Annotated in this window: 18 protein-coding genes; 12 read left to right on the forward strand and 6 right to left on the reverse strand. The window is 59.1% G+C overall.

Annotation, left to right across the window (positions count from 1 at the left end):
• Positions 1–471 precede the first annotated feature (471 nt).
• Positions 472–1,062, reverse strand: coding sequence for a CHRD domain-containing protein (locus ACH2ED_RS17980; protein ID WP_395094061.1), 591 nt, complete (start codon positions 1,060–1,062; stop codon positions 472–474).
• A gap of 131 nt (positions 1,063–1,193) precedes the next feature.
• Between ACH2ED_RS17980 and ACH2ED_RS17985 the strand changes: the two genes are divergently transcribed.
• Entirely contained in the window at positions 1,194–1,646 is a 453-nt protein-coding gene (locus ACH2ED_RS17985; RefSeq protein ID WP_395094062.1) for a helix-turn-helix transcriptional regulator, read from the forward strand.
• Between the two features lie 86 nt (positions 1,647–1,732).
• Here ACH2ED_RS17985 and ACH2ED_RS17990 read toward each other — a convergent pair whose 3' ends face one another.
• A complete protein-coding gene (locus ACH2ED_RS17990; RefSeq protein WP_395094064.1) occupies positions 1,733–3,280 on the reverse strand; it encodes an ABC transporter substrate-binding protein/permease in 1,548 nt (515 codons plus the stop codon).
• Between the two features lie 59 nt (positions 3,281–3,339).
• Here ACH2ED_RS17990 and ACH2ED_RS17995 point away from each other — a divergent pair, with 59 nt between their 5' ends.
• The 4 genes from ACH2ED_RS17995 to ACH2ED_RS18010 all read left to right on the forward strand — a co-directional run bounded on the left by ACH2ED_RS17995 (position 3,340) and on the right by ACH2ED_RS18010 (position 6,866).
• Positions 3,340–3,561, forward strand: a complete 222-nt coding sequence (locus ACH2ED_RS17995; RefSeq protein ID WP_395094066.1) for a type II toxin-antitoxin system Phd/YefM family antitoxin — start codon at positions 3,340–3,342, stop codon at positions 3,559–3,561.
• Positions 3,562–3,662: 101 nt separating this feature from the next.
• Positions 3,663–3,812 carry a hypothetical protein gene (locus tag ACH2ED_RS18000; protein ID WP_395094068.1) on the forward strand — a complete coding sequence of 50 codons (150 nt, stop codon included), beginning with the start codon at positions 3,663–3,665 and terminating at the stop codon, positions 3,810–3,812.
• Between the two features lie 43 nt (positions 3,813–3,855).
• The gene (locus ACH2ED_RS18005; RefSeq protein WP_395094069.1) at positions 3,856–4,362 is read left to right on the forward strand and encodes an AhpC/TSA family protein; all 507 of its coding nucleotides are present in this window, start codon (positions 3,856–3,858) and stop codon (positions 4,360–4,362) included.
• Positions 4,363–4,430: 68 nt separating this feature from the next.
• Positions 4,431–6,866: an alkaline phosphatase family protein gene (locus ACH2ED_RS18010; RefSeq protein ID WP_395094071.1), complete on the forward strand. Its 2,436-nt coding sequence runs from the start codon at positions 4,431–4,433 to the stop codon at positions 6,864–6,866.
• Here the strand turns inward: ACH2ED_RS18010 and ACH2ED_RS18015 are convergent.
• Positions 6,863–7,186, reverse strand: coding sequence for a GNAT family N-acetyltransferase (locus tag ACH2ED_RS18015; protein ID WP_395094073.1), 324 nt, complete (start codon positions 7,184–7,186; stop codon positions 6,863–6,865). The two genes, ACH2ED_RS18010 and ACH2ED_RS18015, sit on opposite strands and share 4 nt — an antisense overlap.
• A gap of 87 nt (positions 7,187–7,273) precedes the next feature.
• Positions 7,274–7,894 (reverse strand): GNAT family N-acetyltransferase, encoded by a 621-nt coding sequence (locus ACH2ED_RS18020; protein WP_395094074.1) that lies wholly within the window; start codon positions 7,892–7,894, stop codon positions 7,274–7,276.
• A 132-nt stretch (positions 7,895–8,026) separates the two neighbouring features.
• Between ACH2ED_RS18020 and ACH2ED_RS18025 the strand changes: the two genes are divergently transcribed.
• Genes ACH2ED_RS18025 through ACH2ED_RS18045 form a run of 5 tightly spaced genes read left to right on the forward strand, consistent with a single transcriptional unit; the run spans position 8,027 to position 11,424 of the window.
• Complete coding sequence (locus tag ACH2ED_RS18025) at positions 8,027–8,833, forward strand: spondin domain-containing protein (RefSeq protein ID WP_395094076.1); 807 nt, start codon at positions 8,027–8,029, stop codon at positions 8,831–8,833.
• 53 nt (positions 8,834–8,886) lie between these two features.
• Positions 8,887–9,495 carry an RNA polymerase sigma factor gene (locus tag ACH2ED_RS18030; RefSeq protein WP_395094078.1) on the forward strand — a complete coding sequence of 203 codons (609 nt, stop codon included), beginning with the start codon at positions 8,887–8,889 and terminating at the stop codon, positions 9,493–9,495.
• Entirely contained in the window at positions 9,492–9,749 is a 258-nt protein-coding gene (locus ACH2ED_RS18035) for a hypothetical protein (RefSeq protein ID WP_395094080.1), read from the forward strand. The genes ACH2ED_RS18030 and ACH2ED_RS18035 overlap by 4 nt, the downstream gene beginning before the upstream one ends.
• Before the next feature lie 27 nt (positions 9,750–9,776).
• Entirely contained in the window at positions 9,777–10,907 is a 1,131-nt protein-coding gene (locus ACH2ED_RS18040) for a Gfo/Idh/MocA family protein (RefSeq protein ID WP_395094081.1), read from the forward strand.
• Positions 10,900–11,424 (forward strand): GNAT family N-acetyltransferase, encoded by a 525-nt coding sequence (locus ACH2ED_RS18045; protein ID WP_395094083.1) that lies wholly within the window; start codon positions 10,900–10,902, stop codon positions 11,422–11,424. The genes ACH2ED_RS18040 and ACH2ED_RS18045 overlap by 8 nt, the downstream gene beginning before the upstream one ends.
• A 34-nt stretch (positions 11,425–11,458) precedes the next feature.
• On the opposite strand, the gene ACH2ED_RS18050 is transcribed toward ACH2ED_RS18045, so the two are convergent.
• A complete protein-coding gene (locus ACH2ED_RS18050) occupies positions 11,459–12,403 on the reverse strand; it encodes an endonuclease/exonuclease/phosphatase family protein (RefSeq protein WP_395094085.1) in 945 nt (314 codons plus the stop codon).
• On the reverse strand, positions 12,396–13,463 hold the full coding sequence (locus ACH2ED_RS18055; protein WP_395094087.1) for a deoxyguanosinetriphosphate triphosphohydrolase: 1,068 nt from the start codon (positions 13,461–13,463) through the stop codon (positions 12,396–12,398). The genes ACH2ED_RS18050 and ACH2ED_RS18055 overlap by 8 nt, the downstream gene beginning before the upstream one ends.
• Positions 13,464–13,514: 51 nt before the next feature.
• Between ACH2ED_RS18055 and ACH2ED_RS18060 the strand changes: the two genes are divergently transcribed.
• Together ACH2ED_RS18060 and ACH2ED_RS18065 are read left to right on the forward strand one after the other, a co-directional pair.
• Positions 13,515–14,102, forward strand: coding sequence for a Uma2 family endonuclease (locus ACH2ED_RS18060; protein WP_395094089.1), 588 nt, complete (start codon positions 13,515–13,517; stop codon positions 14,100–14,102).
• A gap of 105 nt (positions 14,103–14,207) precedes the next feature.
• On the forward strand, positions 14,208–14,630 hold the full coding sequence (locus tag ACH2ED_RS18065) for a hypothetical protein (RefSeq protein ID WP_395094090.1): 423 nt from the start codon (positions 14,208–14,210) through the stop codon (positions 14,628–14,630).
• Positions 14,631–14,843: the final 213 nt, after the last annotated feature.

Genomic DNA, 14,843 nt, shown 5'->3' on the forward strand with positions numbered 1-14,843 from the left:
CCTTCACAGGGTTATGGAGTACAATCCGTATGAAAATGCTTCACTACACATTTTGCAAGGCGGGAATTTTGCCCCCGCTCAACCCATGACTGGAGTTAATCTAAGATAAATTGAGGTGCCAGGCGGCCTTGACATAAAAAGTGCAACACTTTGTTTGTCGGCTGAGGGTTTGCTATAATTTCTCCGCACCGCGATCACGGCGGCGGGCGGCAACCCCGACACGCTAATCAGTGGGCTGGAAGCGCCCCTAACGGACTTTACGCAGGAAGAAGTGCGGCAAGAGAGCATGAAGGCGGATAAGAAAGGCTCGGACACCATCCGATACGAAGCGACTCCCGTCCCGCACGAACCCCGCCGATTGAAATCGGCGTCTGCAGTGGCGTTCCGCCGCGAAGCCCGTGCCGGGCTACCAAATTCCCAGCCCGGCACGGGCTTTACGGCACGCAGTGCCACTGCAAACGCCCAATTCTATTAGGCAGACCTGCGCCGCTTCACCAGTACAAGCGTGCCACCCAGCGCCAGAAGTGCCAGCGTGCCGGGTTCGGGAGCGTCGGCAACGGCGGGAACGATAAAGCCGCGTATCTCTCCCCCTCCATTGGTGGCTGTGTGAATATTGATGTAGTGCTTGCCGTTATTCAAATCCGTCACCTGCGCCCCACTGAGAGTAAATGCTTGGGCGACGGTTCCTCCCGTCGCTAAATTCGAGGAGCGGGTGAGAGTGAACAGAACACCCGCCGTTTGCGTGAAGCCACTGCCGAAATTGCTTGCCGTCGGGCCATGAATGTGGGAGGCTGAGGAGCTGCTGGAAAGGTCGGTAAAGCCCTGTGACGAGCCCCAGCCCACGTTCACGGTCAAAACATTCGTGGTGCTGTCCAGGAAAATCCCCGCACCGATCTCGCCGCCGGAGCCACCTGTGGCAACGGCGGGCTCATTTCCAAAGAGCAAGCCAGCCCCCGCCGTCCCGATGAGATCGTACTGAAAAATCGTCGCATGAGAAGAGCTCGCAACCGCTAGAGTGGCAGCCAGAGCTGTCATGACTTTGTTAACAAATTTGTATTGCATATCTCGCATTATAACTGCAAGGAGGGCAACAGATCAAGATTGTCAGGAAAAGTGCAACACTTTTTGTAAGCTATGTAGCTGACTAATGAAGATATACTTCTTTCGGTTGATTGGGTTGATGAAGGATCTGAATGGCGACATTTTCGAGTTTTCTGCGGACACTGCGGCAGGAGCGCCGCCTGACACTGGGGCAGCTTGCGCTTCGGGCGGGGGTGAACAAGGCAACCCTCTCGCGGTGGGAGTCGGGGACATACCAGCCACGTATCCCGGAGCTCTTGCTGGTCTTGGATGCACTCAAGGCCACTCCGACCATGCGGACACAGTGCTTGCAGCTCTTAGAGGTGCCCCGTGCGATTATTGCAGAGCGAGGCAAAGGCAACACCCAGGGCTCCACGCGGCTCTCTCTCGGGGACTTTCTCTACGGCCTGCGCCAGCGCAGTGGCAAGCCCCAGGAAGAAGCGGCGCGTGCGGTGGGAGTCTCGCGCTCGCTCTACGGCCAGTGGGAAAGCGACACAAGCCGCCCCCCCGCATGGCGCGCGGGCTCGTCAAGCTGGAGGCAAAAGCCGAGGCGCGAAGCTGTTTAGCGCAGAGCAAGCGCATTTTAGATCCCCTCAACCTCCAGCATGTCCAGAGCGCAATCTACGAGATCGAAGTCGCGCTGGCGTAGCATCTAATTCTCAGGCCGCCGCTCCAGCCGCCGCACGACTGCGGTGAGGGGTAGCGTCATCACAAGATAGAGCAGCGCGACCGCCAGATAGATCGTGGTCGGTGCGCCTGCCGTGGTGGCCAGCTCCTTGCCGACGCGCATCAGCTCCGTCAGCGCCACCACCGAGACCAGCGACGAATCTTTCAGCAGTGCGACGGCTTCATTGGTAAGGGGCGGCAGGACGCGCTGGAAGGTTTGCGGAAGCACGACGAAGCGCATCGCTTGCCCACCGGTCATCCCGAGTGCCCGCGCCGCCTCCCGCTGCCCGACATCAATACTCTCAATCCCCGCCCGGAAGATCTCACTGCTATACGCCGCCGCATTGAGCGAGAGCGCCATCACCCCGGCGATAAATGGCGGTAGCGAGAGGCCCAGCGCGGGAAAGACAAAGTAGATCACGTAGATCTGCATGAGAAGCGGTGTCCCACGCACCGTCTCCACGTAGGCAATGGCAAGTGTCCTAAGCGGCCCGAACTTACCAAGTCGCGTGAGTGCGATGAGTAGCCCCAGCGGCACACCGAGCACCAGCGTGAGCAGCGTGAGAATCAGTGTCAGCTTCGCCCCAGCCAGCAGGAGCGGCAAGGACTGCACGAGTAGCTCCGGGCGAATCCTAAAGGCCGTCCCACTGCTCGGTGCCGAGTCGCCCGACGGCGCGACGGCTTGGGTCGCCATATTGAGCAGCGCAACGGGGATTGGCGTGCCGTCGGCTTTTACCGCCTCCAGCTTCGCCACCGTGGCCAGCGGGAGAGGCTTGTGCATCCACTTCTCGTAGATACGTGCGTAGCGCCCGTCTACCAGCACTTTCTCCAGCGCGAGATTGAGCGCCCCCAGAAGCGTCAACGCCTCTTTGCGGGCGACAATCCCGAGGTTCTCGTCCACAAATGGCCCGCCGGGAGCGAGCTCCAGCTCCGGGTAGCCCTTGCGGATGATCTCCGCCAGCGCCGGTTCATCCCCGACAGCCACATCGGACTTGCTGTTGCGCACATCGAGCAGCGCGTCTTGGAGGGCATCGAACTTATGCAGTTGTTCCTTGGGAACCCCCGCCTTCTGCATCGCAAACTGCCCCGTCGTCTCCGCCTGCACCGCCGCCGTTCGTCCCTGAGCCAGCATGTCCGTTGGCTTGGCAAACGTGCTCCCTTTCCTACGGGCCAGGATCTGTCCGGAGAGGAAGTAGGGCCGCGTGAAGCCATTGCCTTTTTTGCGCTCCGCAGTAATAGTCACGCCCGACATCACCAGGTCGCACTTGCCCGTCTCCACGGCGGCAAAAACCCCCGACCACTCCATCGAGATCATTTCCACTTGGACACCCAGCTCACGCCCCAGCTCCTGCGCAATTTCGGCATCGAAGCCGGTTACTTTGTCGCTTTCCATGAACTCAAAAGGCGGATAGGTCGCGTCGGTGGCGATTTTAAGCACTCCACGCGCCTTCACCCGTGCCAGCGAGTCATCGGTCTGGGCAAGAGTTGGCAGAGCAAGGCAAAAAAGTAGGAGAGCGAGAAGAGAGCGGAGCATAGTGCATTTTACCTGCAAACCACCTTGCAAAAGTAAACCAACAAAAGTAAACTAGATCTATGTCTACCTACAACCTACACGAAGCCAAAACTCACCTCTCGCGGCTGATCGAGGCGGTTTTGCGCGGCGAGGAAGTGACCATCGCTCGCTACGGCACTCCCGTGGCACAACTTGTCGCACTGCCGATGGCTCCTAAAAAGCGCACACTGGGGTTTTATCCTATCGTCTTCACCAGTAACCTGACCGAGCCGACCGACGACTCCTTGATACGCATGTGCTAGCCTGGGCTATCGGAGCACCCGAACGACTCTCTGAAACGGTTCGTGAGCTTCTCGAATATCCACAGAACTCCCTCCTCGTCAGCCCTATCAGTATCTGGGAGATGAGCATCAAACACCAGGCTGGTCAGTTCAGCCAGGCGCACCGTGACCCCTTTGACCGCCTTCTCGTGGCCCAAGCCATCTGCGAAGGCGTGCTCCTCGTCAGTGTTGACGCCGTTCTGGACAGCTTCCCCGTCACACGTCTCTGGTAGGAACTACGGACGGAGAATCCGTGTAACTCCCTAGAGAGATTCTATGCAAGGCACACTACTGGACACCCCCACTCTGGACGCACAAGCCCAAACGGGCGAGAGCCTGGGCGCACTCTCGGAGCGCACACCAACAATGCTCGTCTTCACGCGCCACCTAGGCTGCCCCTTCTGTCGCGAAGTGCTGACGATTCTATCCACACGGCGCAAGGGCATTGAGGCGACGGGGGTACAGATCGCGCTGGTCCATATGGCGAGCGAGGCCCAGGCGGCACCGTTCTTCACCCACTACGGCCTCGGTGATCTACCGCGCTTCTCCGACCCGGCAAAAAAGCTCTACCGAGCATTTGGCCTGAAGCAGATGCGCCTCTCTGAGTTTCTCACGCCACGCTTCTGGCGCAAAGGTCGCGTGATGGCTCGGCGCAACGGGGGCGGCTTGCCCGTAGGAGATGTCTTTCAGCTCGCGGGCACGTTTGTGATCTTCCAAGGACGGATCGTCCAAGCCATCCGAACGACACGCTCTAGCGATATTCCAGAGCTACCTGGGAATTGAAAACCTGAAAAAGAGTCACACAGGGATTTAATCTATTCGACCTCGACTTGCGCTACAATCGGGACATCATGAAAAAACGCACGCTGGCTCTGTGTGGAGCCTTGATTCTTGGGGGAAGTACGGCGCTGGTGGCGCAGCAAAAGCTGGATGTGCTCAAGGGGGGCTCTTTGAAGCTCCCGGCGACGGGCTGGACGATCTCTCCGGCGGGAACGGCCCACGCAAAGCTCGGCGACACGCTGCTCTCGTCGGCGCTACGGCCTGATGGGCAGCTACTAGCCGTGACCAACGGTGGCGGCGCGGCGCACGGCGTGAGCCTGATTGACCCCGCGACAGGCGCACTGAAGCAGCAGGTGAAGTTTGGCCGCACGCACTCCGGACTCGCCTGGTCACCCGATGGCGCGACTCTGTTTATCTGCGGCGGTAACTCCGGGCTGATTCAAGTGCTCCGTAAACAAGCCGATGGGAGCTACGCGCCCGGGGCTCCGCTAACTGTACTCGAAGCAAAGCCCGTGGCGGCAGGCGTGAAGAAGAACCGTCGGACAAGCGGGGTCTATCTTGGCGGGATCGCACTGGCTCCCAGCGGCAAGCGTCTCTACGCCGCCGACCTAGCCAGCGACCTGCTCGTGGCACTCAGTACGGAGGGCACTGAGCGTGTGGAGCGCGAGCTGGAGGAAGGAGCCAAGCCCGGGGCGCTGAAGCTGACGGCGGATGGCAAGTATCTCCTCTGTGCGCTCTGGGGCACGGCGCGGGTTCTGGTGCTGGACGCGCAGACACTGGAGACCAAACGAACCCTGAAAGTGGGTGCCCACCCCAACGATCTGCTGCTGGCTTCGGACGGGCGGCTGTTTGTCTCCTGCGGCAACGACGATAGTGTCTCGGTGTTTGACTTTGCCAATCTCGATGTCTCGGCGTCTATTCGCGACGAGGACTCGCCGCTCCTTGAGAAAATCGTCACGCGGCTCTCGCTTCAGTCCGCGCCCGGAGCCACGCCGTCGGCGCTGGCGCTCTCGCCGGATGAGAAGACACTCTACGTGGCCTGCTCGGACATCAACGCCGTGGCCGTGATCGCCACGGAGCGCCGGGGCGGGAGCAAGGTCAGCGGATTTATTCCCACCGCACACTACCCAACCACCGTGACCTGCTCGCTGGATGGCAAGAAGCTCTTTATTGGCAGCAGCAAGGGAGTCGGCACCGGCCCGAACCCCAGCGAGAACCCCGACCCCGAGTACGCACGCGGCTTTCCCTATATCGCCAGCCTGCTGAGTGGAATCGTCTCCACGGTAGAGACGCCCGATGCGGCGCAGCTCGCGGTGCATACCCGTAAGTGCCTCGCCAACATGCCCAAAGTGAGCCCACCCAAGCCCAGCAGTAGCGCCATTCCCAGCAAGCTCGGGGGGAAATCGCCTATTGAGTACGTGCTCTACATCATCAAGGAGAACCGAACCTACGACCAAGTGCTCGGGGACCTAGAAAAAGGCAACGGGGATAAGAAACTCTGTCTGTTCGGCGAGGATGTCACGCCCAACCACCATGCCCTCGCGCGGGAGTTTGTGACACTGGACAACCTCTACTGCTCCGGGGAAGTGAGTGTGGACGGCCACCACTGGAGCAATGCGGGCCTTGTGCCGGACTTCATGCAGCGCACCTGGCCCGCCCAGTACGGTGGCAAGGGTGCGCCTCCCCTCAAAGGCGGTGATTTTGGAGATCCGCTCGCCAAGACCCCCTCAGGCAAGATCTGGGATGCCTGCCAGCGTGCTGGGGTGAGCTTTCGCACCTACTACTACCACACCGACAAGAACCAGAGTGAGGAGTGGGCAAAAGCGCGTGGCAAGAGCGAGCGCGACTACAAAGCCGCCGATATCTTTATCAAGGAGCTGGCGGACTTCGAGAAGAGCAATAGCCTCCCCAAGTTCATGGTCATGGCCCTCTCCGAAGATCACACGCGCGGGGCAACAGCCGGGGCGTTCACGCCCAAAGCCTGTGTCGCGTCCAATGATCAAGGACTCGGTAAGATTGTCGAGGCGTGCAGCAAGAGCAAGTTCTGGCCCAAGATGGCGATCTTCGTGATTGAGGACGATGCCCAGAACGGCCCGGATCACGTGGATGCCCACCGCACTGTGGGCCTCGTGGTCTCGCCCTACACCCGCACTGGTCGCGTGGACTCGACGTTCTACACCACCTGCTCGTTCCTGCGCTCGATGGAGCTGATCTTAAATGTCCCGCCGCTCTCCGTCTTCGATGCCAACGCCACCCCGCTCTGGGCCAGCTTTGGCACAAAAGCGGATCTCACCGCCTACGCCTGCCGCTCGCCCAAGATAGACCTCAATGCCAAGAACCCTGGTGGGACGCAGGCAGCAAAAGACTCTGCGGAGATGGACCTAGACGAACCCGACCAACTCGATGAAGCGGAGGAGCAGACTCTGAACCGCGTGATCTGGGAGAGCGTGAAAGGCAAAGGGGTTCCGTACCCCGGCCCAACACGGCGGTTTCTGGGGGGGCATTAACCCGCGGAAGAGAGATACGCCTTCACCGTCTCGGTGGGCACTTGCCAGACGTGTTCGGCCAGATAGGGTTTGAAGCCTAGCTCCGTGTTGATCTTGAGCATCGCCTCATTGCTGTCGGCGTTCTCGGTGCGGACAATCGTGACATCGGGGCGCTCGGCCTGGAGCTTTTTGAGCAGCTCGGCTTTGAGCCAGCGGCCTAGGCGCTTGCCTCGGTACTGCGGCCAGACCGCGGTGATTCCCTGGTGGGCGAAAGTCGGCTTGTGCGGGTTCCACATCAGCTCCGTGAAGCCCGCGATCTTGCCGGTCGCACTGTCGCGCACAAACTGGCTCCAGCGCTGAACCCCGCGCTTGGCACGCGACTCTTCCTGCTGGCGGAGCTGCTCCCGTGTCAGCTTGAAGTCGTCTACTTATAGCTCGCCGCGTGGCACGGTGTTGAAGATTTCAAAGAGCTGGAGAATCTCCTCGATACTTTCCTCGGGATACGGCCCTTCCCAGAGCCCCGGCGTAAAGCCCTCAGCCAGCTCGCTCGTCCAAGTGTCCAAAAGCCCGTGGGAAATCTCAGAGAGCTTGAGCTGGTTCACATGCGACTCCAGCCCAACACTCGCTCCGATGCGCGTGAGAAACGCCTCACCAGAAGGAACGGTGCTGGACGTGCTGGTCATGAGGAGGGTTCGTTTCTCCTGATCCGCCACCGCAATGATCTCTTTGAGCAATCGTTTCCCGATTCCCTGCTGCCGCGCCTCAGGGAGGAGCTTGATATCGAACTGTGCCAGGTGCTGGTTCTCGTCGGTGCGCATCACCCCAAGATCGGCGGTTCCCAGAGTCTCCCCATCACGCTCTACGGCCCAGACCCAGACATCCACAAACGGGGGAATGCTCCGAAGCTGTCCCAGTGTGTCCTCCCACTTGGGCACGGGATCGTCGGGGACACGTTCCGCCGCAAGCGCCACGCGGAGCACATGCGACGCCCGGGCGTCGTCGTCGGAGATGTTTCGGATGTCAATAGGTCGGATGGTGATTTCGCTCATAAGGATTTTCCTTGGCAAAAATATACCCGATCCAGTGAACTATTAGTATTGCCCATGAGTTTCCCTAATGAACAGCAACAAAGATCAAAAGTCTGCGGTGCATCTCAACTCGTTCTAAATGAGGATTATGTAATGTTTTCAACAAAGATAGGCCGTAATATCATCGGCTTCGGTCTCTTAGCTCTCGTGGGTATCGCCTCTCCCGCCCGTGCAGGATTAATGGCGGTGACAGTCACCATTCAGAACCTTGCTCCCACCAACAGTATCAGTTTCGCTCCTCTGCGACTCGGATTTGGCAATGGAACTTTTGATTCCTTTAACATTGGTACAACAGCGGGTGCAGCTATCATTTCCATCGCCGAAGGGGGCAGTGGTTCGGACTGGTTCCCAGCCTTCGCTCTGGCCGACCCCGGTTCTGTACGTGGCTCTGTGGGTGGTGCGCTTCTTCCGGGTGCGACAGCTGCAAATACGTTCATCGTGGATACGATGTCCGTCAATAATCGCTTCTTCACGTTTGCCAACATGGTCATCCCAAGCAACGACTTGTTTCTGGGCAACGATAATCCCATGGCCTTCCCGCTCTTCAACCCTGATGGCAGCTTAGCAATTACCACAATTACCCAGACGGCAGGGCAAATCTGGGATGCCAACTCAGAGATTGCAGATGCTCTAGCCGCAGCCTTTCTCGTGGGAGGCAATAACAGCGCGAGGACTCCTGAAAATGGTCTGATCGCCTTTGATCGAAGCGAGCTCAGCACCTACAACGGGCTACAAACCAGTGCAGGGTATTTCTTCGATAGCACCCTCTTACCAAGCAACGCCCAGAACATCTACCGAATTTCCTTCGCGGTGAGCTCCGCGCCCGAGCCAGGCTCCTTGCTTCTGGTCGCGGCGGGGATCGGACTACTTGGACTCAAGCGCCGCCGGACACTGAAATAAAAATAAATTTGAGGGGATTGAACTTTTCGATCCCTTCAGAATGTTGAGATGACGTGAGAATTCTCTTTGCACGTCTGCCCTGGCAACGAAACAAACACAGCACGCCGCTCTCCCCGGAAGCGTTTGTCACCTGTTGTCAGCAGCAGACCACGGACTTGCTCCGGCTCGCCCGTCGCCTCACCCGTGGCAACGAGGACCCGGCGCAGGATCTCGTGCAAGAGACTCTGATCCGCGCTTTAGAGGCGTTTTTGCGCGACGACTACCGCGATGAGGGCAACCTGCGTGCCTACTTGATGCGCATTCTGACCAACCGTTTTCTCAGTCAGAAGCGTCGCGATAAATGGAGCGCAGGCGGCGATACGGATACGGCGCTCGAATCGCTAACGGTAGATGCGGCGGAGGACACCGCTCTCTTACGGACAATGGATGAACCGCTGGAGTGCGCCCTCGCGGCTCTCCCCGACAGCCTTCGAGCGGCGGTTCTCCTCGTGGATATTGAGGGTCTGGAGTACGGCGAGGCGGCACGGGCGCTGGGAATTCCCCTGGGAACCGTCCGCTCTCGTCTGTTTCGCGCCCGCCAGCTTCTTCATCAAACTCTCTTGCCCTGTGCCCATCAGCACGGCTGGCTTCCCGTTCAACCCATTCAAGAGGTTTCACCATGAGTCCCTGTTGGCACATGAAAGCGCTGCTCACCGCCCGCGCCGACCAGAGGCTCTCGAGCTTGCTGCGGCGCTATGTTGACTTGCATCTCTCGCAGTGCAACCAGTGCCGCGCTGCTCTGGAGTCACTATTGACTCTTCGCGAGCGCCTGATCTCTCTCCGCAACACCCCCGCCGCTCCCCTCTCCCAGGAGCGTCAGCAGCAGCTTCAAGATGCCTGCACCGAGCTTCTCAAGCGCCACAAAAAACCACCGTAACACGGACCTAACGGGTAAAATAGCCCCATGCTGAAGATAGGAATCGCGGGGCAGCGAGGGCTGGCGTTTCTGAAGGCGTTTCGTGCGCTTCCAGGAGTCGAAGTGACGGCGCTGTGCGATACGAATCCAGAGGTGCTGGAGCGCAATGCCAGTGCGCATGCGATTGTGGGACGATACACGCAGTTTGCGGCGATGCTGGATGCGGTAGATATAGACGCCGTCGTGGTCTCGACACCGATGCATGTCCATGCGGAGCAGAGCATTCTGGCGCTGGAGCAAGGCAAGCATGTTCTGTCGGAAGTGAGCGCCTGCGTGACACTCGATGAGTGCTGGCGATTGCTCAATGCGGCGGAGCGTAGCAGCGCCGTCTACGCGATGGCGGAGAACTACTGCTACCGCAAAGACGTGGTGCTGGTTCGTGAGCTGGTGCGACAAGGGCTTTTCGGAGTTCCCTACTTTGGCGAGGGCGAGTATCTCCATGAGATTCGGCACTACCACCATAACCCCGATGGCTCCCCGACCTGGCGCTCGGTCTATCAAGTGGGGCGGCGCGGCTGCACCTACGGAACACACTCGCTTGGCCCGGTGATGCAGTGGTTTCTCGCCGCCGACCCTAACGAGCGCATCGCCACGATAAGCTGTCACGGCACAGGAGTCCACACCGACCACGAGCACCCGCACGATGACACTTGTCTGATGCTGGTGCAGCTCGCCAGTGGCAAATTAATCAAAATCCGCCTCGACATGCTCTCCAACCGCCCGCACCTGCCGAGCTACTACAGCCTCCAGGGAACCCTCGGGGTCTACGAAGCCGCGCGATTTCCCGGTCAGCCCGGCCACATCTGGCTGGGTGCGAGCGAGGACGGTTCAGACCGCAAGTGGCAGCCCGTCACCGAACTCTACGAACATCTTCCTGAAGACTGGCGCAACCCGCCCCCCGAAGCGCTTGCCGCAGGCCACGGCGGCGGCGACTACTTTGTGGCGCGTGATTTTATTCGCGCCTGCCTTGGAGAAGCCGCGCCCAACTGCGGTCTCTACGACGCACTCACCTGGACCGCGTGCGATATTCTCTCCGAGGTCTCGATTACCAATGGCGGCACTCCGCTACGCGTCCCCGACTTCCGCAACCCTCGCGAGAAACCTCTGAGCTATGCCTGAACTCTCCCATCTGCGCATGCGCCGTGCGCAACTAACCGACCTCCCCACACTCAACTTGCCCGAGGGTTTTGTTCTGCGCTCCATCACCGCCGCCGAGCTGCCCGAGCTGGCGTGCCTGCTCTCGGCGGCATTTCCCGAGCTGATCTGGACCCCAAGCAAAACTCACAATGCGCTCTTTGTGGATCTGACCGTGAAAGAAACCCTGGTGCTGATCGAGGAATCCACGGGCGTTTTTGCTGCCACGGCATCGGCACGGCTCCAGTCCGAACGTTTTCCAGGTGCGGGCTACTTGCACTGGGTCGGGGCACACCAGAGCTTTCGCGGCAAAGGCCTTGGGCGACTTATCACCCTGGCCGTGCTCCACAAGTTCCACGCGATGGGCTGTACCAGCGCGGTTTTAGAGACGCAAGACTTTCGGATTCCCGCGCTCCAGACCTATCTTAAGCTGGGCTTCCTGCCCGAGCACTACGACGACACGCACGCCGCGCGCTGGGAGACGATACTATCGCCCCGATAGATCGCCCCGATGAACCGGGGCGATCTATCCGAGTTCATCGGAGCGCCAGCTCCAGAATCAGCGGCAGGTGATCCGAGCCCGTCGCGCGGCCCGCGTGGCGCCCCAGAACCCTAATTTCCTTCGACACGAGGCAGTGGTCAATCGGGATGCGGATCGGGAGCTGCTCCGGCCAGGTAAAGGCGATGCCACCGTCGCGCTCCGTGTCTCGCAAGCCCGAATCGTGCTCCAGCCGTCGGAAGAGATAGCTCCACGGCGTTGCATTGAGATCGCCCAGCAGTAGCTTCGGCCCCGGTTCGGCGGCTATCTGCTCAGCGACGGCGGCAAGCTGGCGTTTTTGCTCCGTCACCCACTTCGACCTCGCGGGCGGCCAGGGGTGCGTGTAGAGCAGCGTCAGGGTTTGGTGAGTCGGCAGGCTCACGTGCACCAACACCGAGCAGCGCGCCCCGGCTCCAAGGTAGAGTGCCTCGCCCGTCATTGGCAGCTTGCTCCAGACACCCAGCCCAAACCGATCCCCGCTATGATTGCGCACGAAATACGGGTAGGTCTTCTTCAGCGGTTCCAGCGCCTTAAACCAACCCGGCGTCAGCTCCGCCAGAGCCACAATATCCGGGTTCTCGTCGGCGATTTGCTTCAAAGCCCGCTCGTGCTTGGTGTTCGTCACCAACAAGTTGGCATGGAACACTTTCAGGCGCGTGGCGCTTGGAGAAATCGGCTCGGGCGTCGGACGAACCAGATATGGCCAGAGAGTCGCCAAGTTCACCAGAAAGAAAAACAGCGCCACGCCACCCCAGCGGCGTTGCTTACGCCAGAGAAACCAGCCAGCGAGTAGTGCGAACAGCCAAACATAGACCACACGGAAGTGAGAGAACAAATCAAGCCCCCAACTCCAGCGGCCACAAAAGCCAAAAAACGTCGCCAGGCACAGCCCGCTCAGGAGCAAGCGCAGGGACGCCTCGACCAACCTCTGCGTTTTACTCACGCCGCCAGTCACGGGGGAAGAAGTGCTTGATAAACTGCTCTCCGGCATAGCGATCCGTCATTCCGGCGATATAGTCCATGACAATTAAAGCGCGGGTAGAGGTCTCCATGGAGCTGTCGGCGCGGCCATCGGGGATCTGCTCGGGGAACTCCATGTAGAGACGAAAGAGCTGCTTTAAAAGTGCGGTGCCCTTGGAGAGCTCGGCCTTGGCGGCACTCTTGTGGACATAGACATTGGCGAACATGAAGTCTTTCAGCCGGTTGGTGACGGAGAGAAACGGCTCGCCCATCGTGACATAGGGCTTATCAATGGAGCACTCGACCACGTTTTGCACCATGGTCGAGATGCGCTCGCCATGCGTGCGCCCCAGCACTTCGTAGACCTCGCTCGGGATGTCCTGTGGACGCAGTACGCCCGCCCGAAACGCGTCGTCAATATCGGCGTTGATGTAGGCCACTCTATCGCAGATACGCACGCACATCGCCTCCAGCGGGGGATCGTCCTCGCCCGGCGGCTCCGGCGCGGTATTGTCAAAGAGATCGGCGCGGCCCTTGGAGTGCTTCACAATCCCCATCCGCACCTCGTGTGTCAGATTCAGCCCCTGGCCGTTTTTCTCTAGGACATCCACCACACGCAGGCTCTGTTCGTAGTGTAAAAAATGCATCTCGGGAGCGTACTCGCGCACCACTTCATCCAGGGCCTGCTCCCCCTCGTGTCCAAACGGCGGATGCCCCAGATCATGGGCCAGCGCAATCGCCTCCGCAAGATCGTCGTTGAGCCGCAGCGCCCGCGCCACGGTTCGGCTGATCTGCGCCACTTCGAGCGTGTGGGTTAGGCGCGTTCTGTAGTGATCCTCCTCGGGATCGAGAAAGACCTGTGTCTTGTGCTTGAGCCGCCGAAACGCCTTGGAGTGTAGCACGCGATCACGGTCACGCTGGAACACCGTACGGATCGGGTCGGGTTCCTCAGGTCGCAGTCGCCCCCGTGAGTCCGCTGACTTGGTGGCAAACTCCGAAAGAAACTCCCGCTCCCACTGCTCTGTCCGCTCGCGAATCGTCATCGTAACTTAACCTCTTCATCGCATAATACCTCAGCCTGATACAATACGATCATGCCCGTAGCCGAACGTGCCCCAGTGCTCACCGAGACGCTGACTCCAGCTCAATACCTGGTTCAGGAGCGCCTTGCAGAAGCCAAGAGCGAGTATATTGATGGAGAGTTGCTCCCCATGCCTGGTGTTTCAATTGAACATGATCGGATAGTTCGTAGCATTTTGCGATCCCTGGAAAATCAGCTTTCCGCAGAAAATTGCGAACCGATGACCTCCGATGTGCGCGTCCAGCTTTCAGGTAGCCGCTATGTCTATCCTGATTTAACGGTGGTTTGTGGCACGCCCGTCTTCACGGACTCCGAAGTGGACACCCTTGTCAATCCCAGCGCTATCTTCGAGGTTCTCTCCAACTCCACCCTGAACTACGATCTGGGTGAAAAAGCCCGCCTCTACCGCCAGCGTGAGTCGCTTCAGAGCCTTTGCTTGGTAGCGCAAGACCGTCCGTGGGTGGAAGTCTGGACACGCGAAGAGGGCAATAGCTGGCGTGTCCGCGAGTTCACGGGCCTAGACACCACCGCCGAGCTCCCCGCGCTCTCGCTCAGCCTCCCCCTTTCCGACATCTACCGCCGCGTGACATTCGCGCCATAATGGATGGGCATTAACCCGGTTGGCTTAAGTTGTGCTATACTCCCTTCGTCACAAGAACTACACTTCGTTTTGATTGTGATACAACTTTCGTAAAGGCAGGTTCTCATGTTATTCGATTCACTTTTTCAGCCGCATCACGACCCAGTTGGGCACGACGATCACGCCTCACCAGATCATTTCCATCTCACCCATGACAGTAACACCCCTGATTCGGACGGCGACGGATTTTCCGACGCTGTGGAGCATTTTTCGGGAACGGATCCGTTCAATGCGGGAGATCATCCTCACATAAATGGTCTCGACAGCGATGGTGACGGATTTTCCGATGTGCAAGAGCATCTCGCCGACACCGATCCCTTCAATGCAATATCGCATCCATCTCTGGTGATGGCACACCACGCGCATATCGCGCCGGACGTGAAGGTAAACTTTACAGGGCGTTTCGATGTGCCAATGGGCGACGTGTCAACCATGCCAGATGATAGTTCCCTGTCATTGTTCGATTTTTTGTATCAAAACCTTGGGTAGTAATTTAGTTAGTATAATGCACCTCACGTCGCGAGAATTAGGAGTAGTAACTGTATGTGGGACAATGACGAGGATGATTTATCGACGCAGAACCGACGCAATAAAAGAGGCAGTAGTGCGCTGCCCCCCAAAAACTGGTCCAGTGAATGAGTTGGTATCCTGACAAGAGGCGGCTTGCCCGCCTCGGGAGAACCAACCGTGAAACAAGGTCAA

The sequence above is a fragment of the Armatimonas sp. genome (genome assembly GCF_043757465.1).
Lineage (GTDB): Bacteria > Armatimonadota > Armatimonadia > Armatimonadales > Armatimonadaceae > Armatimonas.